The organism is Variovorax sp. J22P240 (assembly GCF_030316855.1).
Lineage (GTDB): Bacteria > Pseudomonadota > Gammaproteobacteria > Burkholderiales > Burkholderiaceae_C > Variovorax.
Window position 1 is genome coordinate 414963 of record NZ_JASZYR010000002.1, and the last position, 26030, is coordinate 440992.

The following is a 26030-nucleotide window of genomic DNA, read 5'->3' on the forward strand; positions in this document are numbered from 1 at the left end:
CGGCACGTACATCGCGCCTTCCAGGGATACCGCAGAACTGGCTTCGCCAGGCTGCAGGTATCGCGCCCTCGCAGGGCTAGGCGAAGCGACACGCAGCGCGCGCAGCCTGGGGGTGAGCCAATCATCCGGCATGATACCGGCCATGAATCGCCGGCAGCTGTGGAGGGACCTTTCGCACTTTCCCTGGGGCAACACCGCCGCAGTGCTGGGCGAGCGTTTCCGCGAAGACCGTCTCGGCCTCACCGCGAGCAGCCTGACCTTCACCACCACCATCGCGATGGTGCCTTTCTTCACCGTGGCGGCGGCGCTGTTCACGGTGTTCCCGATCTTTTCCAAGATGCAGGGCCGGCTGCAGCGTTGGCTGATCGAGAGTCTGATCCCGGACAACATCGCGCGGCAGGTGCTGGGTTACCTCAACCAGTTCGCGAGCAAGGCCAGCGGCCTGGGGGTGGCCGGGCTCGTGGTGCTGTTGGTGACGGCGGTCGCCTTGATCCTCACCATGGACAAGACGCTCAACAACATCTGGCGCGTGCGCAGCCCGCGGCCTCTCGCGCAAAGGGTGCTGATCTATTGGGCCGCGATCACGCTGGGCCCGCTGGTGCTGGCCCTGAGCCTGAGCACCACCGCTTCCTTCTTCTCGGCTTCGCGCGATGTGGTCGGCGTCAGCGTCGTCAAGCTCCTGTTCGATACCTTCGAGTTCGTGTTGCTGGCGGGCGGCATGGCTGCGCTGTATCACTACGTGCCCAATACCCACGTCAAGTGGTCGCATGCGTGGGCCGGCGGGTTTTTCGTCGCGGCGGCGATCGAGATTTCCAAGCGGGTGCTGGGCTACTACCTCAGCCTCGTGCCGACGTATTCAGTGCTGTACGGTGCCTTCGCGACAGTGCCGATTCTTCTGATCTGGATCTATGTGGCGTGGGTCATCGTGCTGTTCGGCGCGGTGATTGCCGCCTACCTGCCCAGCTTGCTGATGGGCGTGGCGCGGCGGGGCGGCATGCCGGGCTGGCCGCTGCAGCTCGCGGTCGAGGTCCTGCAGCACCTGCATCGCGCGAAGAGCGGGGCCGGCAAGGGCCTGGGCGCGGCGGAACTGGTGGCCCGGATGCGGATCGATGCGCTGCAGCTCGCGCCGGTGCTCGAAACCCTCGTCGCCATCGACTGGATCGCCCCGCTCGCCGAGGAGCCGGACAACGAAGACCCGCGCTACGTCCTTCTCGCCGACCCGGCCACGACGGCGCTCGAACCGCTGCTGAAGGAACTGCTCATGCCGCAGGTGCCGCCGCTCGAGAGCTTGTGGCGCAAAGGCCCTTTGGATGCGCTCCTTCTGCAGGATCTGCTGCCGAATCGATAATGGCGCGGCACGTTTCATTCCTTTCTCAACTTTCCCCATCTTGGCCTTGACCGACTTCTCCGCTGCCGCAGACCCCCAACCGACCGGCGACCCGCTGTGGGTCGTTTGCCTGTGTGCCGAGTGGTGCGGCGCCTGCCGCGAGTACCGGCCGCTGTTCGAACAAGTGGCTCGTGCGCATCCCGAATTCCGCTTCGCCTGGGTCGACGTGGAGGACCACGCGGACATCGCCGACGATTTCGACGTCGAGACCTTTCCGACGATGCTGGTCGGCAGCACGGCCGGCACGCGTTTTCTCGGTCCCTTGCTGCCGCACGCGGAAACGCTCGCACGCCTGCTGGCCGCACTGCAGCCGGAGCAGGCTTCGGCGCCCGAAGTGACCACGCTGCTCGACGCCCTGGCGCGCGATCCCGAAACCTTCACGGTCGCCTGACCCCTCTGGAGCCCTCATGAAAATCATGCTCTTTGGCGCGACGGGCATGGTGGGGCAGGGAGTGTTGCGCGAATGCCTGGTCGATGGCGACGTGACGCGGGTGCTCTGCGTCGGCCGCAAGCCGACCGGCCAGCAGCATCCGAAGCTCAGCGAACTCGTCGTCCCGGACATGAGCGACTTCTCGGCCGTCGAAGACAAGCTCTCGGGTTTCGATGCCTGTTTCTTCTGCCTGGGCGTCTCCTCCGTCGGCATGAGCGAGGCAGACTACCGTCGCATCACCTACGACCTGACGCTGGCGGCGGCGCAGCCGCTGGCCCGTCTCAACCCGCAGATGACCTTCATCTACGTGTCGGGTGCCGGAACGGACAGCACCGAGCGCGGCCCCACGATGTGGGCGCGCGTCAAGGGCGCGACGGAAAACGCGCTGATGCGTCTGCCCTTCAGGGCCGCGTACATGTTCCGGCCCGGCTTCATCGAGCCGATGCACGGCGTGCGCTCCAAGACGGCTCTCTACCAGGCAGCCTACGTGATCGCGAAGCCGGTATTCGGCCTGCTGCGCCGATGGGCGCCCAACCGCGTGACGACCAGCGTGCAGGTGGGCCGCGCGATGCTCGTGGCTGCCAAGCGCGGCGCCCCCGCGCCGCTGGTCGAGGTGCCCGACATCAACGCGCTGCGTTGAAGCCGGCGCGCGCCCTCAACTCGTCAGGAACGCGCCCAGCGCGAACAGCACGTCGTCGGGCGCTTCAGTCATCAGCGCATGGCCGGCCTTGACGGTCACGACCTTGGCGTCGCGCGCCTTCGAGGCCAGCGTGCGGGCGGCGCGCGGCGGCGTCATCTGGTCGGATTCGCCTAGGAGGAACAGCGTCGGGCACTGCACCGATGCCATCGCCTGTTCGCCGTTCGCATAGTCGTTGCAAGCCTTGAAGCCGATGTGGAACACGTTGGCGTTCGGATTGCTCGCCAGCACGCGGCGCATGAGGGCACGCGAACCGCCATAGAGCCACGTGCCCGGGCCCAGCGAGGAGGGCGGCGGCGCCAGCAGCGAGTGCGAGAAGTTGTTGACCATGGTGATCGCGCGTTGCGGATCGTTGAGCGCGCCGTCGAGCAGGGCCGGCGACACGGTCATGGGGTACGCCGTGCCCACGAGCGCCAGATGCGTGACACGCTCCGGCGATCGCGTCGTGGTCTCGAGCGCAATCAGCGAGCCAAAGCTGTGGCCCACCAGCGCGGCCTTGGCGATGCCGGCCGCATCGAGCAGCGCGACGATGAACGCCGCCGCTTCCTCGACCGACGCGGGCGGTGGGCCTTCGCTCTTGCAATGGCCCGGCAGATCCACCGCCAGCACGTTCCAGCCGTGGTTCGCGAACCAGCGGCTCTGGAGGATCCACACGCTGTGGTCATTGAGTACGCCATGGATGAAGACCACGGTCGGCTTGGCGATGTCGATCGATTTGCCTCCGGTGTAGCAGTAAGCGCGGTGGCCGTTGACGATGAAGTCCATCAGGCACCTGCCTTTTCTGCGGCCTTGAGGGCGCGCTTCAGGTCGTCGATCAGGTCGGCCGGGTCTTCGAGCCCGATCGACAACCGGATGGTGCCTTGCGTAATGCCCGCGCCGGCCAACGCGTCGTCCGTCATGCGGAAATGCGTGGTGCTCGCCGGGTGAATCACGAGGCTGCGGCAGTCGCCCACGTTCGCCAAATGGCTGAACAGCTTGAGCGTCTCGATGAACTTCTTGCCTTGCTCACGGTTGCCCTTGAGATCGAAACTGAAGACTGCACCTGCGCCCTTCGCGCCATGCCGCAGCAGCTTGTTCGCCAGCGCATGGCTCGGATGCGTCTCCAGCAGCGGATGCCCCACGTGCGCCACGAAGGGATGAGAGGCGAGGAACTCGACCACCTTCTGCGTGTTGTCGATGTGGCGCTCCATGCGCAGCGGCAGCGTCTCGATGCCCTGCAGGATCAGCCACGCGGTATGCGGGCTCATCGAGGCGCCGAAGTCGCGCAGCCCTTCGCGCCGCGCGCGCAACAGGAAGGCGCCGACCGTGCTCTCCTCGCTGAAGACCATGTTGTGGAAGCCGTCGTACGCCTGCGTGAGCTCGGCAAACTTGCCCGAACGTTCCCAGTCGAAGCTGCCGCCGTCGACCACCACGCCGCCGATCACCGTGCCATGGCCCGACAGGAACTTGGTGGCCGAGTGATAGACCAGGTCCGCGCCCCAGTCGAAGGGCTTGATCAGGTAGGGCGAGGTCAGCGTCGAATCGACCAGCAGCGGCACTTTGGCGGCGTGCGCGATCTCGCTGACGGCGGGAATGTCCAGCACATCGAGGCCCGGGTTGCCCACCGTCTCGCCGAACAGCAGCTTGGTCTCCGGCCGGATCGCCGCGCGCCAGCCGTCGAGGTCGCCCGGCTTCACGAAGGTGGTGTCGATGCCGAAGCGGCGCATCGTGTAATGCAAAAGGTTCTGTGAGCCGCCGTAGAGGGCGGTGCTCGCGACGATATGCGAGCCCGCGCCCATCAGCGTCGCGATCGACAGATGCAGCGCCGCCTGGCCGCTCGCGGTCGCGATCGCGCCGATGCCGCCTTCGAGTGCCGCCACGCGCTGCTCGAGCACGGCATTCGTCGGGTTGCTGATGCGCGAATAGACGTGGCCCGCCCGCTCGAGATTGAAGAGCGCCGCCGCGTGGTCGCTCGATTCGAAGACGAAGGAAGTGGTCAGGTGGATCGGCACCGCCCGCGCGCCGGTGGCGGGGTCGGGTGCCGCGCCGGCATGCAGTGCCAGCGTGTCGAAGCCGGGGTCGGAATAGCCGGACATGAGCGCCTTTCAATGACGTTGCTGCAATGCCCCGTTACGCGTGCAAATACTGCGACGTCGACGTGGGCGAGTGGATGGGCGGCCATTGTGGGCTATATTCAAATTGGCACGCCGCCGAGTAAGAGAGGAGCAACACGATGAAAGTCAGCGACATCCTGCGCGTCAAGGGCAACACGCTCTTCACTTCCACGCCCGATCAACCCCTGGCTGACGCGGTCAACACCATGGCCGACAAGGACATCGGTTCGCTGGTTGTGATGGAACATGGCGATCTCGTCGGCATGCTCACGTTCCGCGAGGTGATCGTTGCCATCGTCGCCAACGGCGGCCAGGTCGGTGGCACGCTGGTGCGCAAGGCGATGGACGACCATCCCGTGACCTGCACCCTCGAAACCGACCTCGACGAAATCCGCCGCATCATGCTGGACCGCCACGCACGCTACATGCCGGTGATGGACAAGCGCATGCTGATGGGCGTGATCAGCTTCTACGACGTCGCGAAGGCAGTGGTCGACAGCCAGAACTTCGAGAACAAGATGTTGAAGGCGTACATCCGCGACTGGCCCGCGGAAGACGAATCTTCCTAGGCTCGCCCCCAGGCTGCGCGCACTTCGTCTCGCTTCGCCAACTCAATGGAGTTCGGCCGCTGTGTGGATCGTCTCGCGCACACGTGGATAGATCTGCGTATTCCACTTGCTGCCGCTGAACACACCGTAGTGGCCGACACCCGCTTGCAGGTGGTGGGTCTTGAGGTAGGGGCGCACGCTGGTGCACAGGTCCTGCGCAGCCACGGTCTGCCCGACGGCACAGATGTCGTCACGCTCGCCTTCCACAGTCAGCAAGGCAGTCTTGCGGATGGCCGAGGGGTCGACCTTGCGGTCGCCCACCGTGAGTTCGCCGCGCGGTAGGTCGTAGGTCTGGAACACCCGTTCCACCGTCTCCAGATAGAACTCGGCCGGCAGGTCGTTCACCGCCAGATACTCGTCGTAAAAGTTGCGGATGGTGGTGGCCTGGTCGAGCTCGCCATCGACCAGATGCTGAAAGAGCTTGGCGAACTGCTGCTTGTGGCGGTCCGGGTTCATGCTCATGAACGCTGAGAGTTGCAGGAAGCCGGGATAGACGCGCCGCATCATGCCGGCATGCGGCCATGGCACGCGGCTGATCAGGTTGCGCTCGAACCAGCCGATTGAGCGCTCGTTGGCAAGCTTGTTCACCGCAGTGGGGTTGATGCGGCAATCGACCGGACCGGCCATCAGCGTCAGGCTGTGGGGCGTGGACGGGTTGTCGTCTTCCGACATCAGCGCGGTCGCCGCCAGCGCCGCGACGCAGGGCTGGCACACCGCGACCATGTGCGCGCCGGGGCCGATCGCCTCCAGAAAGCTGATGATCTGCAGCGTGTAGTCGTCGAGGCCGAATCCGCCATGCCAGAGCGGCACGTCGCGCGCGTTGTGCCAGTCGGTGATGTAGACGTCATGGTCGCGCAGCAGGGTGCGCACCGTTTCGCGCAGCAGCGTCGCGAAATGGCCCGACAGTGGTGCGGCCAGCAGCACCGGGGGATGCACCGCGCTGGTGTCCTTGCGAAAGTGCAGCAGCGTGCCGAAGGGCGCGACCAGCGCGGGTTCCTCGTGCACCGCGACTTCCTCGCCGTCGACCATCACGCTCTCGATGTCGTAGGGCGGACGCGCGTGCGTGAGCCGCATGCGCGAGTAGACCTCCATGGCCGCGGCGATCCGGCGGGTCAGGCTGCGGTCGGCCTTCGACTGCCAGAGCGCAGTGCCGAGGTATTGGGCCGCAAGCCGAGATGGCGAAAGCAGGTCGGCGTTGGTTTGGTAGGCCCGGTACAGCATGCATGGGCTGTAGGCAAGTTGCGGGCCAAGCCCGGCGGCGCGGTCGGCGGGGCGCACCGTTCTGGCACAGGCCTTGCACAGCCTTCAGGCCGATCCGGCAGCCGAGGAGCGTCAGCATGGCCAAACCCGTACTCACCATCAGCAGCAAGAACTACGGCGCATGGTCGCTCCGCGGATGGCTGATGTGCCGGCTCGCGGGCCTGGAGTTCACCGAAAAGATCATCCCGCCCGACGATCCGGCGATGAAGGCCGAGATGCTGCTGCTTTCGGCATCGATGCTGGTGCCCTCGCTGCAGCACGGCAGCATCAAGGTCTGGGACACGCTCGCGATCGGCGAGTACCTCAACGAAATCAAGCCCAAGGCCGGGCTGCTGCCTGCCGACGCCAAGGCCCGCGCCCACTGCCGGGCGATCTGCGGCGAGATGCATTCGGGTTTCAGCTCGATGCGCGGCTCGCTGCCGATGAACGTCAAGGCGAAATTCCCCGCCTTCAAGATCTGGTCGCGTGCCCAGTCCGACATCGACCGGGTGGTCGCGATCTGGCGCGAATGCCTGGGCGCATACGGCGGACCCTTCCTGTTTGGTGAGCAGCCGTGCATGGCGGACGCGATGTACGCGCCCGTCGTCACGCGCTTCATGACCTACGACGTGGCGCTCGATCGGGTCTGCACCGCCTATTGCAAGCGAATCATCGAACTGCCTGCGATGCAGGAGTGGATCAAGGCCGCCAAGCAGGAGCCGGACGAAATCGACGAACTCGACGCCGAGTTCTGAACGCCTGCCGGCAGGCGTCCCGTTTCAGGCCGCTGGCTTGCGGAACATGCGCAGGTCGAGCGTCGCCTCGTTGCCCAGCCACATCGCGTGCGCCGTGTGGTCGAGGTAGTCGTCACCGGTCAGGCCGTGCACGAAGATGTCGAGCCCGTTGCGATGGGTGTCCAGCCAGCCGATGACTTCGTCGAATTCCGCGGCATCGAAGGCGATCTGGCAGCTCCAGTGTGGATGCGGGCCGACCAGCTTTTCATGCACCCGACCGACCACCACCAGCAGATTTCGCCCGGCTTCCTCGGCCACCTGTCGCGCCTGGGCGACGGTGTCCGGACCGAAATAGATATGAGCGTGGTACTGCGGGTAGAGGTTTTCGGGGCGGCGAGGCATGGTGAACTCCGGGGAGGATGAAGCTTACGCCTCCGTCCGCTCATCGGTAACAAGCGCTTGCTGCATCGGCGACGGAAAGATGGAATACTGTTGTTTCATACAGTATTTTGGGTGACGATCATGGCCGATGTTTTTATCCCGCTGCATGCCCTGAAGGGCCGGGGCGCGGCCACGCGCCTGCCACATCGCTTCGAGCGCGACACGCGCAACGCCTTCGACGACGGCTGGGGCACGCTCGAGGAAGGCGCGGCCGACGCCGAGGGCTTGCCGCCGCTCGCCACAGAGGTGCGCTTCGAAAACGTCAGGTCGGTGCTCACCCACAACGATTCGCCCGACGTGCCCTTCGACAGTTCGCTCAATCCCTATCGAGGGTGCGAGCACGGATGCATCTACTGCTTCGCCCGTCCGACCCACAGCTACCTCAATCTGTCGCCGGGGCTCGATTTCGAAACCAAGCTGATCGCCAAGCGCAACATCGCCGAGGTGCTGCGCGCCGAACTGGGCCGCAAGAGCTACGTGCCCAGCCCCATCGTGATCGGCACCGCAACGGATTGCTATCAGCCGATCGAGCGCGAACTGCGGCTCACGCGATCGGTGATCGAACTGCTGAAGGAAACGCGCCACCCCTTCGGCCTCGTTACCAAGTCCAGCGCGGTGGAGCACGACCTCGACCTGATCGCGCCGATGGCGGCCGAGCACCTGGCGGCCGTGTACGTCACCATCACCACGCTGGACGGCGAACTCGCGCGCAAGCTCGAACCGCGCGCGGCCGCGCCGCACCGCCGGCTGCGCACCGTGCGCACGCTGGCCGAAGCGGGTGTGCCCGTGGGCGTGAGCGTGGGTCCGCAGATTCCCTTCGTCAACGAGGACATGGAGCAGGTGCTCGAAGCGGCCTGGGAGGCAGGCGCGCGCAGCGCGTTCTACACGGTAATCCGTCTGCCTTGGGAAGTCGCGCCGCTCTTCAAGCAATGGCTCGAGCTGCATTACCCGCAGCGTGCGGGCCGCATCATGGCGCGCATCCGCGAGATGCGCGGGGGCAAGGATTACGACGCCGACTTCGCGACCCGCATGAAGGGCAGCGGGTTGTGGGCCGACCTGATCCGTCAGCGCTTTGAGAAGGCGACGCAGCGCATCGGCTTTGGCCGGGATCGCACCACGTTCGATCTCAGCGCGTTCCGACCACCTGGCGCAGCGGGGCAGGGCAGCCTGTTCTAGCTTCGGTCGCGCCGCGGGGCTCGACGCCGCACCAGTCGCCGCCGAGCGCCTTCACCAGAAAGACCGAGGTCAGCATGCGCTGGCCGTTGATCTGCGCGGCTTGGCGTTCGGTGTTGAGCAGGGCCTGCTGGGCGGTGATCACATCGAGATAGATCGACGCGCCGCCCTCGTAGCGGCTGGCCGCCATTTCCAGCACGCGGCGCGAACTCGCGACGGCCGCGAGTGCCTGCGTCGATGCGCGGTCCAGCGAGGCCAGGCCGGTAATGCCGTCCTCGGCCTCCTGCATTGCAGTCAGGACGACCCGGCGGTAGTTGGCCACGGCGGCGTCATAGCCGGCACGCGTGAAATCGACGTTGGCGCGAATGCGGCCGCCATCGAAGATCGTCTGCGTGGCAGAAACGCCGATCGACCACAGAAGGCTGTTGGCGTCGAGCAAGGTCGAGATCGTGCGGCTGTCGAGGCCGCCGGTCGGCAACAGCATCACGCTCGGATAGAAGGCTGCGGTGGCGACGCCGATCTGCGCATTGGCAGCCGCCATCGCGCGCTCGGCGGACGCGACGTCGGGCCGACGCTCCAACGCATCGGACGGTACGCCGATGGGAATCGCTGGCGGCTCGAGCGGCTTGAGATCGGGCGCGATCGAGAACACGGGCGCGGGCGTTCCGCTCAGCGTGGCGATCGCGTGTTCGTACTGGGAGCGCTGCTTCTTCAGCACGTCCACTTGTGTCAGGGTGTTGTCGAGCAGTGCTTGCTGCTGCGCCACGTCCAGGCCGGACACGGCGCCCAATTCGTGGCGGTCGGTCACGAACTCCAGCGCTCGGCGCTGCAGCGCGATGGAGCGCGCCAGCACGTCCAGTTCCACGTCGGTCGACCGCAGGTTGAAGTAGCTCGACGCCAGGTCGGTCGTGAGCAGCAGGCGCGTGTTCTCGAGGTCGGCAGTCGACTGGGCAGCCGACGCTGTTGCGCCTTCGACGGATCGCTGTACGCGCCCTGCGAGGTCGAGCTCGTAGCTCGCCGTGAGCGACAGGGCGAAGTCGTTCTGCACCGTCGAGAAATTCGGGGCGTTGTAGTTGGTGAGCGGACGGTTCTCGGAGATCTGGAAACGCGCCGCGCGCGCGCCGAGCCCGACTTGCGGATAGCGGGCGGCCTCGCTGCCAGCGAGGGATGCACGCGCCTGCGCCAGCCGCGCGGCGGCGAGGTCCAGCGTCGGGTTGTTGGCCAGTGCCTTCTGCTGCAGCGCATCGAGCTGCGCATCGCCGAAACGCTGCCACCACGGGCCCTTGTCCTCGGCGTCGCTGGGCGTTCCCTGGCGCCACGGCTCTTCGAGCCGCCAGGTCACCGGCACGTCGACGGGCGGCTTCCGGTAGTCTGGCCCTGCAACGCAGCCCGCCAGCAGCGCGACCGCCAGAATCGAGATCCGCGGCAAGCTCACGCCGGTTCCTTGGCAACCACGACGACATCGCCCTCGGCCAGCGAATCGGACGGATTCAGCACCAGCCGGTCAGTGGCGCCGAGGCCATCGAGCACTTCGACCGTTTCTCCATAGTTGCGGCCGAGCTGCACGGTGCGCAGGTGGACGCGCCCCTGCGCATCGACCACTGCCACGCGCGTACCTTCGGCCCGGAAGATCAGCGCGTTGGCCGGAATGGTGAGCGACTGGCTGGCCGCGAGCGGCAGCGAAACCTGGACGTAAGCGCCGGGGAGCAGGGTGCCGTCCTTGTTGGGCAGCGACACCTCGACCTGCATCATCCGCGTGGTCGTGTCGATCGCGCCCGAGGTGCGCGCCACTTCGCCCTTAAAACTCTGGCCGCGCAGTTCTGCCTGGGTGACCACGACCGGCTGCCCCGCCTTGATGAGTTGGGCATAGGCCTGCGGGACGTTGATGTACACCCGCAGCGGATCGGTCTGCGCGAGCATGAACAGGGCCCGCCCGCCGCCACCGCCGCCGGCATCGATCAGGTCGCCCACGTCGACGTTGCGCCGCGTGATCACGCCGGCGAAGGGCGCCAGCACGCGCTTGAATCCCTCGGTCTGCCGCAGCCGCTGCATGTTGGCATCGGCGGCGGCCAGGTTCGCGGTGGATTGCGCGAGCGCGCTGCGGCGTTCGTCCAGGTCCTGCTGCGAGACCACATCCTTCTTGCGCAGGTTTTCCCAGCGCGCGACCGTGCTCTTCGCCAGTTCCAGACCGGAGGCTGCCTGCTGTCGCGCCGCGATGGCCTGGGAGAGCTGCTGGTCGATTTCCGGCGTCTCGATTTCGGCCAGGAGTTCGCCCTTTTCGACGCGGCTGCCAATGTCCTTGGTCCAGCGCCGCAGGTAGCCGCTGGCGCGCGCCGAAATCGGCGACTGCACGAAGCCCTGCAGCGTGCCTGGCAGCGCCAGCGTCTGGCCGGCGGCAGCCGTCTGGGGCAGGGCGGTCTTGACGTACTGCGCGGCGCGCTCGGCGGTGCCGGCCTCCAGTGCGCGCGCATTGCTCATGCGGACGAACACGGTGCGCGCGGCGCCGACGGCCAGCAGAGCGAGCACGATGAGCACCACGATCCGGGTGCGGCGCACGATCTGCCGGCGCTTCGGCAGCTCGTGGTGATCGCCGTCCTCATCGACGGCGATCGGGTGGATGGCCAATGCCGCGTGGCGTTGCTCCGACATGTTTTCAGGTCTCCTGGGGCTCGGCCCCGAGCGAGGGTGGTGCAGATGAGGCGGCGTTGCGCGCCGCCTGGCGGTGCGCACGGCGGCTGTGGATTTCAGCGAAGACGGCCGGCACGAAGAACAGCGTCGACACCGTCGCGAACAGCAGGCCGCCGATCACGGCGCGGCCGAGCGGCGCGTTCTGCTCGGCACCTTCGCCGAGCCCCAGCGCCATCGGGATCATGCCGATGATCATCGCCAGCGCCGTCATCAGCACCGGCCGGATGCGCGTGGCGCCGGCTTCGAGCGCGGCCGACAATGGCGGCGTGCCTGCCGAAAGCCGCTCGCGCGCGAAGGCCACAAGCAGGATGCTGTTCGCCGTCGCGACGCCCATGGTCATGATCGCCCCCGTCAATGCCGGCACGCTGAGCGTCGTGCCGGTGATGAATAGCATCCACGCGATGCCGGCCAATGCCGCCGGCAGCGCGGTGATGATGATGGCAGCATCGATCCACGACTGGAAGGTGACCACGATCAACAAATAGACCAGCACGATCGCCATCGCCAGCCCGACGCCAAGTCCGATGAAGGACGACTGCATGGTCTGCACTTGGCCGCGGACGGTGACCTGGCTGCCGCGCGAGAGCTTGGGCCTCATCTCGTCGACCAGCGCCTGCACCTTGGACGCCACGCTCGCGAGGTCGGTCCCCTGGACACTGACGTACACATCGACCACCGGGCTGATGTTGTAGCGAGAGACCACCGCCGGCTGCCTGCCGGGCTGGGCGTCGACCAGGTTGCCCAGCAACTGCGGCGCGTTGCCGGAACCCGCGGCTCCGCCGCCTGCGCCGACCGGGATGTTGAGCAGCGAATCAAGCGAGTCCACGTTGTACTGCGGCGACTGCACCGCGATGTTGTAGACCACGCCGTTCTGCGGGTTGAGCCAGAAGGCCGGCGCCGTCTGCGAACTGCCGGACAGCGCGATCAGCACGTTCTGCCCGACGTTCGCCGCCGTCAGCCCGAACTGCTGCAGCCGCGTGCGGTCCATCTGCAGGTTCAGGCCGGGGCCGTCAAGCCGTTGGTGCACGTGCGCATCGACCGCGCCGGGAATCTGCCGGATGGCCTTGACCAGTTCCGCCGCGAGGGCAGCGTTGGCGTTGACGTCGTTGCCGCTGAACTGCACGTCGATCGCGGCGGGCAGGCCGAAATTGAGAATCTGCGTGACGATGTCCGCCGGCTGGAAGAAGAACTCCGTGCCCGGAAAACGCTTGGGCAACTCCGCACGCAGCAGCGACACGAACTCTTCGGTCGGCCTGTGCCCGTCGCGCAGCGAGAGGAGGATTTCGCCGTCCAGCGTGCCGATGGTGCCGGCATTGCTGTAGGAGAGGTTGATGCCGCTGTTGGGCACGCCGAGGTTGTCGAGGATGGTCTCGAGCTGGTCCTTGGGAATCAGCTGCCGGATGGCCGCTTCGACTTCGTCGGCCAGTCGCGCCGTTTCCTCGATGCGGGTACCGGTGGGGGCGCGCATGTGGAGGCGGATCTGCCCCGCGTCCACGCCGGGGAAGAAGTCACGCCCGAGCACCGGATACAGCAGGCACGACAGAACGCAGAAACCCAGGAAGAGCGCGATGAACTGGCCGCGCTTCGCCAGCAGGGCCGACAGCACGAGCGTGTAGGCGCGCCGTACGCGCTCGAAGCGGCGGTCGAAGCTGCGGTACACGCGCTGCAGCAGGCTCGGCCTGGTTTCGGCTGCGGCCTTGGCGTGCACGCCCCCCATCAGCAGCATCACCAGCGTCGGCACCAGCGTGCGCGAAAGGATGTATGAGGCGAGCATCGCGAACACCACCGCTTCCGCCAGCGGCACGAAGAGGAAGCGCGCCACGCCCGACAGGAAGAACATCGGCACGAACACGATGCAGATGCACAGCGTCGACACGAAAGCCGCGGGGCCGATCTCGCCGGCGCCGACCAGGATGGCCTCGTTGAGCTCGGTGCCCATGTGCAGATGGCGCTCGATGTTCTCGATCGTCACGATCGCCTGGTCGACCAGGATGCCGACCGAGAGCGCAAGGCCGCCCAGCGTCATGAGGTTGAGCGTCTGGCCCAGCGCATAGAGCACGAGGATGGACGCCAGGATCGACAGCGGAATCGTCAGCGCGATGATCAGCGTGCTGCGCCAGTTGCCCAGGAAGAGCAGCACCATCGCCGCCGTGAGCGCCGCGGCGATGATGGCTTCGGCCACCACGCCCTGCACGGCGGCCTTGACGAAGACCGACTGGTCGAAGAGCGGCGTGATCTTGATGTCCGCCGGCATGCCCTGCGCCGCGACGGGCAGCAGTGCGCGCAGGTTGGAGACGATGTCCAGCGTCGATGCGCCACCGTTCTTCAGCACCGACAACAGGACGCCGCGCACGCCGTCCTGCCGCACCACGTTGGTCTGCGGCGAAAACCCGTCGCGCACGTTCGCCACGTCGCGCAGGTAGGTGGTCGCGCCGGCGGAAGTGCGAACCGGCAAGTCGTTGAGACCGGCGATGGCTTCGGGCGAGCCGTTCATGCGCACGCTGTATTCGGTGGCGCCGAACTTGGCCGTGCCCGACGGCAGGATCAGGTTCTGCGCATTGACCGCGTTGACCACGTCGGTGGGCGACAGGCCGCGCGCCTGCATGGCCTGGGTGTCGAGGTCGACCGAGATGAGCCGGTTCTTGCCGCCGTAGGGGAAGGGCACCGCCACGCCGGGCACGGTGATGAGTTGCGGCCGCAGCTGATTGATCGCCGCGTCGAACAGCGCATTCTCCGGGCGCGTGGGACTCGACAGCGCGAGCTGGATGACCGGAATGCTCGATGCCGAATACTTGATGACCAGCGGCGGCGTGATGCCCGGCGGCAACTGGCGGACCTGCGTTTGCATCGAGGCCACCACCTGAGCGATGGCCGTCTCGATGTTCGCCGTCGGCTGAAAGAAGACCTTGATGACGGTCACGCCCGCCAGCGACTGCGACTCGATGTGCTCGATGTCGCTGACCGTCGTGGTCAGGCTGCGCTCGGTTTGACCGGCGATGCGCTGGCCCATCTCCTGGGCCGGCAGTCCGCCGTAGTTCCAGATGATGCTGATGACCGGAATATTGATTTCCGGAAAGATGTCGGTCGCCATTCGAAGCAACACGAAAGGCGTGGCCAGCACGATGAGCATCGCCATCACGATGAAGGTGTACGGGCGACGCAGAGCCAGCTGAACCATGGAAACGACTTGTTACTTATCGACAACGAGGCCGCCATCATAAGGAGAGATGGCAACACAATGGAGCCTATGCAGCAGCTTTACGTTCCCGGCGGCGACAGCTTTCACTGGCTGGTGGTGATGGGCGTTTCGGGCTGCGGCAAGTCCAGCCTGGGTGCAGAACTGGCGCGCGAACTGGCGCTGCCGCTGATCGAAGGTGACGACTTCCACTCGCGGGAAAGCGTGAGCAAGATGCGCGCCGGCATTGCTCTGACCGATGCTGACCGTGCTGGCTGGCTCGCCACCTTGGGCCGGGAGCTGGCCAGCCATCCGGAGGGCGCGGTGCTCACTTGCTCGGCGCTCAAGCGCGATTACCGCGACCGGCTCCGCGCCGCCGTGCCAGGGCTGCGCTTCGTGTTCCTGGCGTTGACGCGCGAAGAGTCCGAGCGGCGGGTCGCGTCGCGGGCCGGTGCCCACATGTTCCCGGCCAGCCTGGTCGCCAACCAATTCGCGACGCTGGAGTCACCCGTGGGTGAGTCGGGTGTGCTGGAAGTCGATGCGACGGCGCCGAGGGCGGAACTCGTCGCGCAGACGCGCGCCTGGCTCGCTGGACCCGCCCCGCTGAGCTAGGCGCCGACGCGGAGCCCGAGCGCGTCGAACACCCGGATCGCCGCGTACGAGTCGTTGGCTGCGTAGCGCAGCTGCGCGTCGGTGAGCTGCCGGTTGGCCCAGTTCGACGTCGTGGCCTTGCGCGACTTGATGAATCGGCGGTTGAACACCAGTGCCACGGCGGTCTTCACGCCCACGGACTTGCGATAACCGCGGTGGCGGAATTCACTGTCGATATCGAATACGGCTTGGGGCTCGACGCCGAAGCGCTGGCGGATCAGGCCCAGATCGCTCGACAGGCCGAATCCCACTTTCGTAAGTTCGGTCGACGCGAGCAAGGCACCCAGCTCGCCGTGGAACTCCGTGCGATGCAACTGGAACAGCCAAGCCTCGTGGAGCGTCGCGAACTGGATCACATGCGGGCCACCGGACACCTCGAACTTCGCGAAGGTCGGTTTCGATTCGGTGTCGAAGCCCACCACGCCGCTCGCGAGCAGCGCCTTCGTCGCGTCTTGGGCTTCCCGAAGCGTGGTGACCACCCGGATGTCCTGCAGTCCGAGGCCTTCGAATGGTTCGAGCAGCGCGATTTGCTCGCGTCCGGGCAGCGGAGGAAGGTCTCTATTCATGAGGCGGCGGTGGCCGAACCGGCTCGCAGGAGCTTGCCGTGATGGGCGAGGTGATCAGCGATGAAGCTCTGGATGAAGTAATAGCCGTGGTCGTAGCCCTCGTGCCGCCGCATGGTCAGCGCTTGGCCGGCTGCGAAGCATGCAGCCTCGAACAAGTGCGGATGCAATTGCTCGGCCAGGAATTTGTCGGCCAGGCCCTGGTCGACCAGGATGCCTTCCGGATAGGGCGCGACCACTTGCGATTGCATCAGCGCCGAGGCGTCGTGCGCCAGCCACGCGCTGCGGTCATTGCCGAGGTAGCCGCTGAACGCCTTCTCGCCCCACGGGCACTGAGAAGGTGCGCAGATCGGCGCGAAGGCCGACAGCGACTTGAACCGCCCCGGATGCCGCAGTGCGAGCGTCAGCGCCCCATGGCCGCCCATCGAGTGGCCGAAAATGCCGATGCGCTTCGCATCGATCGGAAAGGCTTGCGTGGCGAGCGGGAGCAGCTCATGGATCAGCCAGCTCTCCATGCGCCAGTGCTCGGCCCAGGGTTCGGCGGTCGCGTCCAGATAGAAGCCGGCGCCGATGCCGAAGTCCCAGCTCGACGTCGCGCCCTCGATGCCCTCGACCGACTGCCCGCGGGGGCTGGTGTCCGGCGCGATCAATGCAAGACCCAGATCGGCCGCGACGCGCTGCGCGCCGGCCTTCACCATGAAGGTCTCCTCGTTGCATGTCAGACCTGCGAGGTACATCACGGCGGGCACGGGTCCATGCTCCGCTTGCGGCGGCAGGTACACCGAGAAGCGCATCGGCAGGCCGATCTCTCGCGAGGCGTGTTCGTGGAATCGCTGCACGCCGCCGAAGCAGCGGTGTTCCGAAAGAGTCTTCAGGTTGTCTGTCATGTCTTGAGTGCGGGTACGAGTTCGAGTACCGCATCGGCGAACACGCCCGGTACCTCCTGCGGCATGTTGTGGCCGACGCCGGGCACGACGCGGTGCGAACGGGGTCCGGTGAAGCGGTGCGCATGCGCGGAGGCATCGGCCACCGGCCGAACGCCATCGTCGGCGCCATCGAAGGTGATGGTCGGCACGGTGATGGACGGTTGCGCGGCCAGCCGAGCCTCGATGGCGGCATAGGCCGGGTCGCCCGGCACGAGACCGAAGCGGTGACGGTACGAGTGGATCACGATCTCGACGAAATCCGGATGGTCGAAGGCTGCTGCACTGCGCTCGAAGGTCGCATCGTCGAACTTCCAGGTCGGCGACCAGAGTCGCCAGAGCAGACGGGCGATGCCGCGGCGATCGGCCGCGAGCCCGGCACGTCCGCGCTCGCTGTGGAAGTAGTACTGGTACCAGAGCCGGTGTTCGTTCTCCGCGACCTCCGGCTCCATCGCCCTGGCGATGTTCTGGATGTTGTAGCTGTTGAAGGACACCAGCCCCGCGCAGCGCTCGGGCCAGAGCGCCGCTACCACGCATGCGGCGCGACCGCCCCAGTCGTAGCCGGCCAGCACCGCGCGCGGGATCGCTAGCGCATCCAGCAGCGCGAGCAGGTCTGCGCCCAGCGCGGCCTGTTCGCCGGAGCGCGGCGTCGCGGCGCTCAGAAAGCGCGTGGCGCCGTAGCCTCGCAGGTACGGCACGATCACCCGGCATCCCGCATCGGCCAGCATGGGGGCGACTTCGACGTAGCTGTGGACGTCGTAGGGGAAGCCATGCATGAGCAGCACCGGCGGCCCATCTGGCGGACCAGCCTCGAAGTACGAGACGTCCAGCACGCCGGCTCGGATGGTGCGCAGTGCGTCCATACGGGTCATGGCAGTGCTAGTACAGGACCACGCCGCGGATCGACTCGCCGCGCTTCATGAGGTCGAAGCCCTTGTTGATGTCTTCCAGCGGCATGGTGTGGGTGATCAGGTCGTCGATGTTGATCTTGTTTTCCATGTACCAGTCGACGATCTTGGGCACGTCGGTGCGTCCGCGCGCGCCGCCGAAGGCCGAGCCTTCCCACTTGCGGCCGGTCACGAGCTGGAAGGGGCGCGTGCTGATCTCCGCACCCGCCTCGGCCACGCCGATGATGATGCTGCGGCCCCAGCCCTTGTGCGTGCATTCCAGCGCCTGGCGCATCACCTGCGTGTTGCCGATGCACTCGAAGCTGTAGTCCGCGCCGCCATCGGTGAGCTGGACGATGGCGTCCACCACGTTGGGCGTGTCCTTCGGGTTGATGAAGTGCGTCATGCCGAACTTGCGGGCCATCGCCTCGCGCGCGGGGTTCAGGTCGACACCGATGATCTTGTCTGCGCCCACCATCTTCGCGCCCTGGATCACGTTCAGGCCGATACCCCCGAGGCCGAACACGACCACGTTCGCGCCGGCTTCCACCTTGGCCGTGAAGATCACCGCACCGATGCCGGTGGTCACGCCGCAGCCGATGTAGCAGACCTTGTCGAAGGGCGCGTCCTCGCGGATCTTGGCCAGCGAGATCTCGGGCGCGACCGTGTAGTTGCTGAAGGTGCTCGTGCCCATGTAGTGGAAGATGGGCTTGCCGTCCAGGCTGAAGCGGCTGCTGCCGTCGGGCATCAGGCCCTTGCCCTGGGTGCCGCGGATCAGCTGGCACAGGTTGGTCTTGCGCGAGAGGCAGAACTTGCACTGACGGCATTCGGGTGTGTAGAGCGGGATGACGTGGTCGCCCTTCTTGAGCGTGGTCACGCCGGGGCCGACGTCGACCACGATGCCTGCGCCTTCATGGCCGAGGATCGCCGGGAAGATGCCCTCGGGATCGGCGCCCGACAGTGTGTAGTAGTCGGTGTGGCAGATGCCGGTCGCCTTGATCTCGACCAGCACCTCGCCGAACCGGGGGCCTTCGAGGTCGACGGTCTCGATGGTCAGGGGCGCGGCGGATTTCCAGGCGACGGCGGCTTTGGTTTTCATGGGTCCTTGGGGGGTTCGATTCGGGAACCGGGCACTATAAGATGCCCGGCACAGGAGCGTCACGTCATGAAGAAAATCCTTGTCCTCAACGGCCCGAATCTCAACCTGCTCGGCACGCGCGAGCCCGCGCAGTACGGCTACGAAACACTGGCCGACGTCGAGCGCATGTGCGCCGAAACGGGCGCCAGGCTTGGCGTCGAAATCGAGTGCCGGCAGTCCAACCACGAAGGCCAACTGATCGACTGGATTCATGAGGCGGGCCGCGAGGTGGCGGCGAGTCGCATGCTCGGCGTGGTCATGAATCCCGGCGCCTACACGCACACGTCGATCGCGTTGCACGATGCGATCAAGGGCGCGAATGTGCCACTGATCGAGCTGCACATTTCCAACGTGCATGCGCGCGAGGAGTTCCGGCATCACTCGTACATTTCGCCCGCCGCGCGCGGGATCATCGTCGGCTTCGGCGTGAAGGGCTATCCGCTCGCGATCGAGGCGCTGGTGCGCGTGAGCGAGCCGAAGTGAAGATCAAGTCCGTCCAGCCCTTCATCCTGCACGTGCCGGTCACCGGCAGCCAGATCGCCGACAGCACGCACAGCATCACGCATTGGGGCGTGGTCGGCGCGCAGATCGAAACCGAAGACGGCCTGAAGGGCTACGGCTTCACCGGCACGCACGCGCATCTGCCCGGCGACCAGCTCATCACGCGCTGCATCGAGACCTGCCATGCGCCGCTGCTGGTCGGGGAGGACGCGAACGACGTGCACCGGCTGTGGCTCAAGCTCGCGCGCAACCCCGCGCTGCAATGGATCGGCCGCGCCGGCATCACCACGCTGTCGCTCGCGGCGATCGACATCGCGCTGTGGGACCTGAAGGCCAAGGCCGCCGGCGTGCCGCTCTGGAAGCTCCTCGGTGGCCAGGTTCGACAGAAGGTCCGGGCCTACAACACCGACATCGGCTGGCTCAGCATCGCGGACGACAAGCTGGTCGAAGGCGCACGGCGTGCGGTGGAGGACGGCTTCACCGGCATCAAGATCAAGGTCGGTTCGACCGTGGACCGTGACCTGCGCCGGCTCGAGGCGGTGCGACAGGCGATCGGGCCGGAAGTCACGCTGGCGGTCGACGGCAACGGCAAGTGGAGCCTGGCGGATTGCCTGCGCTTCTGCCGCAGCGCAGAGGCGTCCGATGTGTTCTGGTTCGAAGAGCCGCTGTGGTACGACGACGTCAAGGGCCATGCGCAACTGGCGCGCGCCACGCAAATTCCGGTCGCGCTCGGCGAACAGCTCTACACGGCCGACGCGTTTTCGGAGTTCTTCGCGCAGCAGGCGATCCATTGGGTGCAGCCCGACGTGACGCGCATGGGCGGCATCACTGAAGTTCTCCAGGTGTGCGAGGCTGCACATGCGTTCCGGCTGCCCGTTGCGCCGCATGCGGGCGATATGAGCCAGGTCCATGTACATCTGAGCTATGCACACCCAGCCTGCGAGGTGCTGGAGTACATCCCCTGGATCAAGGCCTGCTTCACCGATCCTGCTGAAGTGGTGGACGGCCATTTCGTGCTGCCGCAAGAGCCCGGCGCCGGAACCACCCCGACCTCCGATGCATGGCAGAAGTACCGCCAGGCCACCGCATGATGAGCGAACGGGCAGGCTTGTTCGAAGGCGCGGACGGCGCGTTGCGCTGTCGATGGTGCGAATCGACGCAGATCTATAGGGACTACCACGACAGCGAATGGGGCTTTCCGGTCACGGACGACCGGCGCCTTTTCGAGAAGCTGTGCCTTGAAGGCTTCCAGGCCGGCCTGAGCTGGCTGACCATCCTCAACAAGCGGGAGGCCTTCCGCCGCGGATTTGCGCAGTTCGAGGCCGAGCGGGTGTCGCGCTTCGGCGCCGATGATGTGGCCCGGCTGCTCGCTGATACCGGTATCGTGCGGCATCGCGGCAAGATCGAGTCGACCATCAACAACGCGCAGCGCGTGCTTGAACTGCGCGGGGAGTTCGGCTCGCTGGCTGCCTATGCGTGGCGATTCGAACCCGAAGCCGCCTCTCGTCCGAAGCGCATCACGCACGAGGCCTTGCGAGCGATGACGACTTCAGCCGAATCGGCGGCGATGTCCAAGGACTTGAAGAAGCGTGGCTGGAGCTTTGTCGGCCCGACGACCGTCTATGCCTTCATGCAGGCCATGGGGCTGGTCAACGATCACGTCGAGGGTTGCCACGCCCGCGAGCAGGCGCTGAAAGCGCGCGCCACGCTCGAACTGCCACGCTGATCGCCCAGGCTGCTATGCAGCCTGCGGCCCCGGAACCTTGCGATGATTCACGCGGCCCTGGCTGTCGACGCTCTCCAGATGGACATCGAAGCCCCACAGCCGCGCCACATGCTTGAGCACTTCCTGTGAATCGTCGTGCAGCGGGCGGTTGTTGTGCTGCGTGTGGCGCAGCGTGAGCGAGCGATCGCCGCGCAGGTTGACGCTCCACACCTGGATGTTGGGCTCGCGGTGGTTGAGGTCGTACTGGCGAGACAGCGATTCGCGCAGTTGGCGGTAGCCGCTATCGTCGTGAATGGCCGACACCTCGAGTTCGGGCTCGCTTTCCTGGTCGCGCACAGCAAAAAAGCGGAAATCGCGCATCAGCTTGGGCGAGAGGAATTGGCCGATGAAACTCTCGTCCTTGAAATTGCGCATTGCATAGTCAAACGAGGTCAGCCAAGGGGTGCCCGCCAGATCGGGGAACCAGCGCTTGTCTTCCTCGGTCGGCTTCTCGCAAATGCGCCGGAGGTCGGTGTACATCGCGAATCCCAGGGCATAGGGATTGATGCCGCTGTACGCGCGGTGGCCGATGGGTGGCTGGAAGACCACGTTGGTGTGCGACTGCAGCCACTCCATCATGAAGCCGTCCGCCAGGAGGCCTTCGTCGTAGAGCGTGTTGAGCAGGGTGTAGTGCCAGAAGGTGGCCCAACCCTCGTTCATTACCTGCGTCTGGCGCTGCGGATAGAAGTACTGCCCGATTTTGCGCACGATACGCACCACTTCGCGTTGCCACGGGTCCAACAATGGTGCATTTTTCTCGATGAAGTACAGCAAGTTCTCCTGCGGCTCCGCGGGGAAGCGCTTGGAGGCCTCTTCCTCCTCGGCGCTGCGGCCACTGCGGCGGGGAAGGGTGCGCCACAGGTCATTGACCTGCTGCTGGAGGTGATGCTCGCGCTCCTCGCGGCGCGCCTGTTCCTGGCTGAGCGACAGCCTTTGAGGGCGGCGATAGCGATCGACGCCGTGGTTCATCAGCGCATGGCACGAGTCCAACAGGTCCTCGACGGCGGATACGCCGTGGCGTTCTTCGCACTCGGCGATGTATTTCCGCGCGTAGACCAGGTAGTCGATGATGGACGAGGCGTCCGTCCACATCTTGAAGAGGTAGTTGCCCTTGAAGAAGCTGTTGTGGCCGTAGGCCGCATGGGCGATCACCAGGGCCTGCATCGCCATAGTGTTCTCTTCCATGAGGTAGGCGATGCACGGATCGGAATTGATGACAATCTCGTAGGCCAAGCCCATATGGCCGCGGCGGTAGTTCTTTTCAGTGGATATGAACTGCTTGCCGTAGGACCAGTGACGGTAGATGACCGGCATGCCGACCGACGCATAGGCGTCCATCATCTGCTCGGCCGTGATGATCTCGAGCTGGTTGGCGTACGTGTCAAGCTTGTAGCCGCTTGCCACGCGGGCGATTTCGCTGTGGTATTGCTCGATCAGCTCGAAGGTCCAGTCCGACGGGCTGGGCAACGGAGTACGGGTCTTCGCGTTCACGCCGGTCCTCTCTCTTTCTTGAACAGATCTCGAAATACGGGGTAGATGTCCTGCACGTCGGCCACCTTGCGCATCGCGAAGTTTTTGTGCGAGCCGACCAGCTGGGTGTATTCCTCCCACATGTTCTGCTCGGCCTCGGCTACCTGTACATAGGCGTAGTAGCGCACCACCGGCAGCAGGTGCTCGCTCAGGAGTTCGCGGCAGCGGCCGCTGTCCTGGTGCCAGTTGTCACCGTCGCTGGCCTGTGCGCCGTAGATGTTCCATTCGCCGCTGGGGTAGCGCGCGCGGATGATGTCGTTCATCAAGGTCAAGGCGCTGGAGACCACGGTGCCGCCGGTCTCGGTGGCATGGAAGAATTCTTCCTCGGTGACTTCGGCGGCCTGCGTGTGGTGGCGGATGAAGACGAGGTCGATCTTCTCGTAGTGCCGCGTCAGGAACATGTACAGAAGCATGAAGAAGCGCTTGGACATGTCCTTGCGCGCTTCGTCCATGGAACCCGAGACGTCCATCAGGCAGAACATCACCGCCTTGGCGGAAGGCACCGGCACCTTCACGCGGTTGCGATAGCGCAGGTCGATCGGGTCGAGGTAGGGCACGCGCCGGGCCTTGGCGCGCAGCTCTTCGAGCTTGGCTTCGGTTTCGCGGATCTCGCGTTGCACCAGCGCGTCGGACGCGCGTGGACTGCGCTGCAGATGCAGCAAGTGCGCCTCGAGTTCGCGAATCTCGCGCCGCGAGTCACCGCCCAGCGCGATGCGCCGCGCCAGTGCGCCTCGCATCGAGCGCACCACGTGCAGGTTGCTCGGATTGCCATCGCTGACGAAGCCGGCGCGGTGGCTCTTCCATTCCGGCACCTCGGCCAGCTGGGTGCGGATCAGGTGGGGCAGGGCGAGGTCCTCGAAGAAGACCCGCATGAACTCTTCCTTGGTCAGGCGGAAGACGAAGTCGTCCTCACCGCCTTCGCCGTCTCCAGCCTGCGAGCCGCTGCCCGATCCGCCGCCGCCTTGCGGCCGCTCGATGCGGTCGCCCTTGACGTACTCCTTGTTGCCCGGATGCACGTACTCGCGGTCGCCGCCCTGGCCATGGCCGAATACCGGCTCGGACACATCGCGCTTGGGCAGCGTGATGTCCTCGCCCTGTTCGAGATCGCGGATGCCGCGACCGCTGACGGCACGGCGCACGGCTTCACCGATCTGCTCGCGGTAGCGCCGCAGGAAACGCTCGCGGTTGCCAATGGACTTGTTCTTGCCCGACAACCGGCGGTCGATGATCTGCTGCAGCATGGCCACGGCCGGAACTCCTTCAGCTCATCATGAGCTCTTGCGAACGCGTAAATACCACTCGCACAGCAGACGCACCTGTTTGGCGGTGTAGCCCTTCTGCACCATGCGATTGACGAAGTCCTCGTGCTTCTTGAGCTCGTCGGCGCTGCTCTTGGCATTGAAGCTGATGACGGGCAGCAACTCCTCGGTGTTGGAGAACATCTTCTTCTCGATCACCGTGCGCAGCTTTTCGTAGCTGGTCCACAGGGGGTTCTTGCCCGCGTTACCGGCGCGTGCGCGCAGCACGAAGTTCACGATCTCGTTGCGGAAGTCCTTGGGGTTGCTGATGCCCGCGGGCTTCTCGATCTTCTCGAGCTCGGCGTTGAGCGATCCGCGGTCGAAGACTTCGCCGGTGTCCTGGTCGCGGTACTCCTGGTCCTGGATCCAGTAGTCGGCGTAGGTGACGTAACGATCGAAGATGTTCTGTCCGTACTCCGAGTAGCTTTCGAGGTACGCCGTCTGGATCTCCTTGCCGATGAACTCCGCATAACGCGGCGCCATCAGCTCCTTGATGTAGGACAGGTACTTCTGCTCCGTTTCCGGCGCGAACTGCTCGCGTTCGATCTGCTGTTCGAGCACATACATGAGGTGCACGGGATTGGCAGCCACCTCGCTGCTGTCGAAGTTGAAGACCTTGGAGATGATCTTGAACGCGAAGCGCGTCGAGGTGCCGCTCATGCCCTCGTCGACGCCCGCGTAATCGCGGTACTCCTGGATGGACTTGGCCTTGGGGTCGGTGTCCTTCAGGTTGTCGCCGTCGTAGACTTGCATCTTGCTGAAGATGCTGGAGTTCTCGGGCTCCTTGAGACGTGTGAGCACCGAGAACTGCGCCATCATGCGCAGCGTGCCAGGCGCGCACGGCGCAGCCGCGAGCGACGAGTTACGCACGAGCTTCTCGTAGATCTTGATCTCCTCGGACACGCGCAGGCAGTACGGCACCTTAACGATGTAGATGCGGTCAAGGAAGGCTTCGTTGTTCTTGTTGTTGCGGAAGGCTTTCCATTCGCTCTCGTTGCTGTGCGCGAGCACGATGCCGTCGAAGGGGATGGCGCCAAAACCTTCGGTGCCCTTGAAGTTGCCTTCCTGGGTGGCCGTCAGCAGCGGATGCAGCACCTTGATGGGTGCCTTGAACATTTCGACGAACTCCAGCAGTCCCTGGTTGGCCAGGCAGAGGCCTCCAGAGTAGGCGTACGCATCGGGATCGTCCTGAGCGTAGTCCTCGAGCTTGCGGATGTCGATCTTGCCGACCAGCGAGGAGATGTCCTGGTTGTTTTCGTCGCCCGGCTCGGTCTTGGCAACGGCGATCTGGCGCAGTACCGAGGGGTAGCGTTTCACGACCTGGAACTTGCGGATGTCGCCGCCGAACTCTTCGAGGCGCTTCACGGCCCAGGGCGAGAGAATGCGCTGCAGGTAACGGCGAGGGATGCCGTATTCCTTCTCGAGGATCTCGCCGTCTTCCGTCGCGTCGAAGAGACCGAGCGGCGTTTCGTTGACCGGCGAACCCTTGATCGAATAGAAGGGAACGTGCTCCATCAACTGCTTCAGGCGCTCGGCGATCGAGCTCTTGCCGCCGCCCACCGGGCCGAGCAGATAGAGGATCTGCTTCTTCTCTTCCAGCCCTTGCGCGCCGTGCCGGAAGTACGACACCACCTGCTCGATGGCATCCTCCATGCCGTAGAACTCGCGGAAGGCCGGGTAGATCTTGATGACCTTGTTGGCGAAGATGCGCGACAGCCTGGAGTCGTTGCGCGTATCCACCAGTTCGGGTTCACCGATGGCTTCGAGCATACGTTCAGCCGCGGTGGCGTACGCCATGGGCTCCCGTTTGCAGATCTCAAGGTATTCCTGCAGGGACAGGACCTCTTCGCGCGTACGCTCGTAACGAGCGGCGAAGTTGCTGATGACATCCATAGACACCTCCATCGAGTCAGCGGGGCGCTGCCCGGAGTCTCCGTGCTGCACACGTTGCATCGTTCGCAGGAATGGTGCCAGGTGATGTGTGCACGCTTTGGATCGACTCCTCAAGCAGGAACTTGGTTAAAGCATAGAACAAAGAACGCCTCCAGCAAATTGCTTTTCTTGCTTTTCCGTTAAGAACAACAAGAAGGTGAAAAAGTTCATAGGAAA

The 26030-nt window shown here is 65.4% G+C and carries 24 protein-coding genes; 10 read left to right on the forward strand and 14 right to left on the reverse strand.

What is annotated here, in order from left to right; genetic code table 11:
• Positions 1-130: 130 nt before the first annotated feature.
• Genes QTI24_RS08880 through QTI24_RS08890 form a run of 3 tightly spaced genes read left to right on the forward strand, consistent with a single transcriptional unit; the run spans position 131 to position 2457 of the window.
• Positions 131-1348: a YihY family inner membrane protein gene (locus QTI24_RS08880; RefSeq protein ID WP_286600082.1), complete on the forward strand. Its 1218-nt coding sequence runs from the start codon at positions 131-133 to the stop codon at positions 1346-1348.
• Between the two features lie 46 nt (positions 1349-1394).
• The gene (locus QTI24_RS08885; protein WP_286599808.1) at positions 1395-1778 is read left to right on the forward strand and encodes a thioredoxin family protein; all 384 of its coding nucleotides are present in this window, start codon (positions 1395-1397) and stop codon (positions 1776-1778) included.
• A 16-nt stretch (positions 1779-1794) separates the two neighbouring features.
• Positions 1795-2457 carry an NAD(P)H-binding protein gene (locus QTI24_RS08890; protein WP_286599809.1) on the forward strand — a complete coding sequence of 221 codons (663 nt, stop codon included), beginning with the start codon at positions 1795-1797 and terminating at the stop codon, positions 2455-2457.
• Positions 2458-2472: 15 nt separating this feature from the next.
• Here QTI24_RS08890 and QTI24_RS08895 read toward each other — a convergent pair whose 3' ends face one another.
• Together QTI24_RS08895 and QTI24_RS08900 are read right to left on the reverse strand one after the other, a co-directional pair.
• Positions 2473-3279, reverse strand: coding sequence for an alpha/beta fold hydrolase (locus QTI24_RS08895; protein ID WP_286599811.1), 807 nt, complete (start codon positions 3277-3279; stop codon positions 2473-2475).
• On the reverse strand, positions 3279-4589 hold the full coding sequence (locus QTI24_RS08900) for an O-acetylhomoserine aminocarboxypropyltransferase (protein ID WP_286599813.1): 1311 nt from the start codon (positions 4587-4589) through the stop codon (positions 3279-3281). Before QTI24_RS08900 ends, QTI24_RS08895 begins: the two co-directional genes overlap by 1 nt.
• A gap of 137 nt (positions 4590-4726) precedes the next feature.
• On the opposite strand from QTI24_RS08900, the gene QTI24_RS08905 reads away from it, so the two are divergent.
• Entirely contained in the window at positions 4727-5176 is a 450-nt protein-coding gene (locus QTI24_RS08905; RefSeq protein ID WP_286599814.1) for a CBS domain-containing protein, read from the forward strand.
• Between the two features lie 42 nt (positions 5177-5218).
• Here the strand turns inward: QTI24_RS08905 and QTI24_RS08910 are convergent, their stop codons facing one another.
• Positions 5219-6436: a polyhydroxyalkanoate depolymerase gene (locus tag QTI24_RS08910; RefSeq protein WP_286599816.1), complete on the reverse strand. Its 1218-nt coding sequence runs from the start codon at positions 6434-6436 to the stop codon at positions 5219-5221.
• A gap of 116 nt (positions 6437-6552) precedes the next feature.
• Between QTI24_RS08910 and QTI24_RS08915 the strand changes: the two genes are divergently transcribed.
• The gene (locus tag QTI24_RS08915) at positions 6553-7209 is read left to right on the forward strand and encodes a glutathione S-transferase family protein (protein WP_286599819.1); all 657 of its coding nucleotides are present in this window, start codon (positions 6553-6555) and stop codon (positions 7207-7209) included.
• A gap of 24 nt (positions 7210-7233) precedes the next feature.
• Here QTI24_RS08915 and QTI24_RS08920 read toward each other — a convergent pair whose 3' ends face one another.
• Positions 7234-7590 (reverse strand): DOPA 4,5-dioxygenase family protein, encoded by a 357-nt coding sequence (locus QTI24_RS08920; protein ID WP_286599821.1) that lies wholly within the window; start codon positions 7588-7590, stop codon positions 7234-7236.
• A gap of 120 nt (positions 7591-7710) precedes the next feature.
• Here QTI24_RS08920 and QTI24_RS08925 point away from each other — a divergent pair, with 120 nt between their 5' ends.
• Positions 7711-8805 (forward strand): PA0069 family radical SAM protein, encoded by a 1095-nt coding sequence (locus QTI24_RS08925; RefSeq protein WP_286599823.1) that lies wholly within the window; start codon positions 7711-7713, stop codon positions 8803-8805.
• Here the strand turns inward: QTI24_RS08925 and QTI24_RS08930 are convergent.
• From QTI24_RS08930 to QTI24_RS08940, 3 genes are read right to left on the reverse strand one after another with little or no spacing between them, the layout of a single operon-like run.
• Positions 8756-10237, reverse strand: coding sequence for an efflux transporter outer membrane subunit (locus QTI24_RS08930; RefSeq protein WP_286599825.1), 1482 nt, complete (start codon positions 10235-10237; stop codon positions 8756-8758). The genes QTI24_RS08925 and QTI24_RS08930 overlap by 50 nt on opposite strands.
• Positions 10234-11451 (reverse strand): efflux RND transporter periplasmic adaptor subunit, encoded by a 1218-nt coding sequence (locus tag QTI24_RS08935; protein ID WP_286599827.1) that lies wholly within the window; start codon positions 11449-11451, stop codon positions 10234-10236. The genes QTI24_RS08930 and QTI24_RS08935 overlap by 4 nt, the downstream gene beginning before the upstream one ends.
• 4 nt (positions 11452-11455) lie before the next feature.
• Positions 11456-14668, reverse strand: a complete 3213-nt coding sequence (locus QTI24_RS08940; protein ID WP_286599829.1) for an efflux RND transporter permease subunit — start codon at positions 14666-14668, stop codon at positions 11456-11458.
• 120 nt (positions 14669-14788) lie between these two features.
• Between QTI24_RS08940 and QTI24_RS08945 the strand changes: the two genes are divergently transcribed.
• On the forward strand, positions 14789-15277 hold the full coding sequence (locus QTI24_RS08945) for a gluconokinase (RefSeq protein ID WP_286600083.1): 489 nt from the start codon (positions 14789-14791) through the stop codon (positions 15275-15277).
• Here the strand turns inward: QTI24_RS08945 and QTI24_RS08950 are convergent.
• Genes QTI24_RS08950 through QTI24_RS08965 form a run of 4 tightly spaced genes read right to left on the reverse strand, consistent with a single transcriptional unit; the run spans position 15274 to position 18788 of the window.
• Complete coding sequence (locus tag QTI24_RS08950) at positions 15274-15882, reverse strand: 3'-5' exonuclease (RefSeq protein ID WP_286599831.1); 609 nt, start codon at positions 15880-15882, stop codon at positions 15274-15276. The genes QTI24_RS08945 and QTI24_RS08950 overlap by 4 nt on opposite strands.
• Positions 15879-16766, reverse strand: a complete 888-nt coding sequence (fghA, locus tag QTI24_RS08955) for an S-formylglutathione hydrolase (protein WP_286599833.1) — start codon at positions 16764-16766, stop codon at positions 15879-15881. Before fghA ends, QTI24_RS08950 begins: the two co-directional genes overlap by 4 nt.
• Positions 16763-17674 (reverse strand): alpha/beta fold hydrolase, encoded by a 912-nt coding sequence (locus QTI24_RS08960; protein WP_286599835.1) that lies wholly within the window; start codon positions 17672-17674, stop codon positions 16763-16765. Before QTI24_RS08960 ends, fghA begins: the two co-directional genes overlap by 4 nt.
• 7 nt (positions 17675-17681) lie before the next feature.
• A complete protein-coding gene (locus QTI24_RS08965) occupies positions 17682-18788 on the reverse strand; it encodes an S-(hydroxymethyl)glutathione dehydrogenase/class III alcohol dehydrogenase (protein ID WP_286599836.1) in 1107 nt (368 codons plus the stop codon).
• Positions 18789-18854: 66 nt separating this feature from the next.
• On the opposite strand from QTI24_RS08965, the gene aroQ reads away from it, so the two are divergent.
• Genes aroQ through QTI24_RS08980 form a run of 3 tightly spaced genes read left to right on the forward strand, consistent with a single transcriptional unit; the run spans position 18855 to position 21054 of the window.
• Positions 18855-19310, forward strand: a complete 456-nt coding sequence (gene aroQ / locus QTI24_RS08970) for a type II 3-dehydroquinate dehydratase (RefSeq protein WP_286599837.1) — start codon at positions 18855-18857, stop codon at positions 19308-19310.
• Positions 19307-20419 carry a mandelate racemase/muconate lactonizing enzyme family protein gene (locus QTI24_RS08975; protein WP_286599838.1) on the forward strand — a complete coding sequence of 371 codons (1113 nt, stop codon included), beginning with the start codon at positions 19307-19309 and terminating at the stop codon, positions 20417-20419. Before aroQ ends, QTI24_RS08975 begins: the two co-directional genes overlap by 4 nt.
• The gene (locus QTI24_RS08980; protein WP_286599840.1) at positions 20419-21054 is read left to right on the forward strand and encodes a DNA-3-methyladenine glycosylase I; all 636 of its coding nucleotides are present in this window, start codon (positions 20419-20421) and stop codon (positions 21052-21054) included. Before QTI24_RS08975 ends, QTI24_RS08980 begins: the two co-directional genes overlap by 1 nt.
• Before the next feature lie 12 nt (positions 21055-21066).
• Here QTI24_RS08980 and QTI24_RS08985 read toward each other — a convergent pair whose 3' ends face one another.
• The 3 genes from QTI24_RS08985 to QTI24_RS08995 are packed head-to-tail and all read right to left on the reverse strand — an operon-like array spanning position 21067 to position 25814.
• Positions 21067-22695 (reverse strand): SpoVR family protein, encoded by a 1629-nt coding sequence (locus tag QTI24_RS08985; protein ID WP_503011237.1) that lies wholly within the window; start codon positions 22693-22695, stop codon positions 21067-21069.
• Entirely contained in the window at positions 22581-23864 is a 1284-nt protein-coding gene (locus QTI24_RS08990; protein WP_503011238.1) for a YeaH/YhbH family protein, read from the reverse strand. Before QTI24_RS08990 ends, QTI24_RS08985 begins: the two co-directional genes overlap by 115 nt.
• Positions 23865-23891: 27 nt before the next feature.
• Positions 23892-25814 carry a PrkA family serine protein kinase gene (locus QTI24_RS08995; RefSeq protein ID WP_286599844.1) on the reverse strand — a complete coding sequence of 641 codons (1923 nt, stop codon included), beginning with the start codon at positions 25812-25814 and terminating at the stop codon, positions 23892-23894.
• Between the last annotated feature and the right edge of the window lie 216 nt (positions 25815-26030).

Excerpts from the sequence above, each read along its gene's own strand:
- QTI24_RS08965 (WP_286599836.1), bottom strand. The coding sequence starts at position 18,788 with ATGAAAACCAAAGCCGCCGTCGCCTGGAAATCCGCCGCGCCCCTGACC.
- QTI24_RS08920 (WP_286599821.1), bottom strand. The coding sequence starts at position 7,590 with ATGCCTCGCCGCCCCGAAAACCTCTACCCGCAGTACCACGCTCATATC.
- QTI24_RS08910 (WP_286599816.1), bottom strand. The coding sequence starts at position 6,436 with ATGCTGTACCGGGCCTACCAAACCAACGCCGACCTGCTTTCGCCATCT.
- QTI24_RS08935 (WP_286599827.1), bottom strand. The coding sequence starts at position 11,451 with ATGTCGGAGCAACGCCACGCGGCATTGGCCATCCACCCGATCGCCGTC.
- QTI24_RS08925 (WP_286599823.1), top strand. The coding sequence starts at position 7,711 with ATGGCCGATGTTTTTATCCCGCTGCATGCCCTGAAGGGCCGGGGCGCG.
- QTI24_RS08915 (WP_286599819.1), top strand. The coding sequence starts at position 6,553 with ATGGCCAAACCCGTACTCACCATCAGCAGCAAGAACTACGGCGCATGG.
- aroQ (WP_286599837.1), top strand. The coding sequence starts at position 18,855 with ATGAAGAAAATCCTTGTCCTCAACGGCCCGAATCTCAACCTGCTCGGC.
- QTI24_RS08950 (WP_286599831.1), bottom strand. The coding sequence starts at position 15,882 with ATGAATAGAGACCTTCCTCCGCTGCCCGGACGCGAGCAAATCGCGCTG.
- QTI24_RS08905 (WP_286599814.1), top strand. The coding sequence starts at position 4,727 with ATGAAAGTCAGCGACATCCTGCGCGTCAAGGGCAACACGCTCTTCACT.
- QTI24_RS08900 (WP_286599813.1), bottom strand. The coding sequence starts at position 4,589 with ATGTCCGGCTATTCCGACCCCGGCTTCGACACGCTGGCACTGCATGCC.
- fghA (WP_286599833.1), bottom strand. The coding sequence starts at position 16,766 with ATGACAGACAACCTGAAGACTCTTTCGGAACACCGCTGCTTCGGCGGC.
- QTI24_RS08960 (WP_286599835.1), bottom strand. The coding sequence starts at position 17,674 with ATGACCCGTATGGACGCACTGCGCACCATCCGAGCCGGCGTGCTGGAC.
- QTI24_RS08940 (WP_286599829.1), bottom strand. The coding sequence starts at position 14,668 with ATGGTTCAGCTGGCTCTGCGTCGCCCGTACACCTTCATCGTGATGGCG.
- QTI24_RS08980 (WP_286599840.1), top strand. The coding sequence starts at position 20,419 with ATGAGCGAACGGGCAGGCTTGTTCGAAGGCGCGGACGGCGCGTTGCGC.
- QTI24_RS08890 (WP_286599809.1), top strand. The coding sequence starts at position 1,795 with ATGAAAATCATGCTCTTTGGCGCGACGGGCATGGTGGGGCAGGGAGTG.
- QTI24_RS08880 (WP_286600082.1), top strand. The coding sequence starts at position 131 with ATGATACCGGCCATGAATCGCCGGCAGCTGTGGAGGGACCTTTCGCAC.
- QTI24_RS08990 (WP_503011238.1), bottom strand. The coding sequence starts at position 23,864 with ATGCTGCAGCAGATCATCGACCGCCGGTTGTCGGGCAAGAACAAGTCC.
- QTI24_RS08895 (WP_286599811.1), bottom strand. The coding sequence starts at position 3,279 with ATGGACTTCATCGTCAACGGCCACCGCGCTTACTGCTACACCGGAGGC.
- QTI24_RS08995 (WP_286599844.1), bottom strand. The coding sequence starts at position 25,814 with ATGGATGTCATCAGCAACTTCGCCGCTCGTTACGAGCGTACGCGCGAA.
- QTI24_RS08945 (WP_286600083.1), top strand. The coding sequence starts at position 14,789 with ATGGGCGTTTCGGGCTGCGGCAAGTCCAGCCTGGGTGCAGAACTGGCG.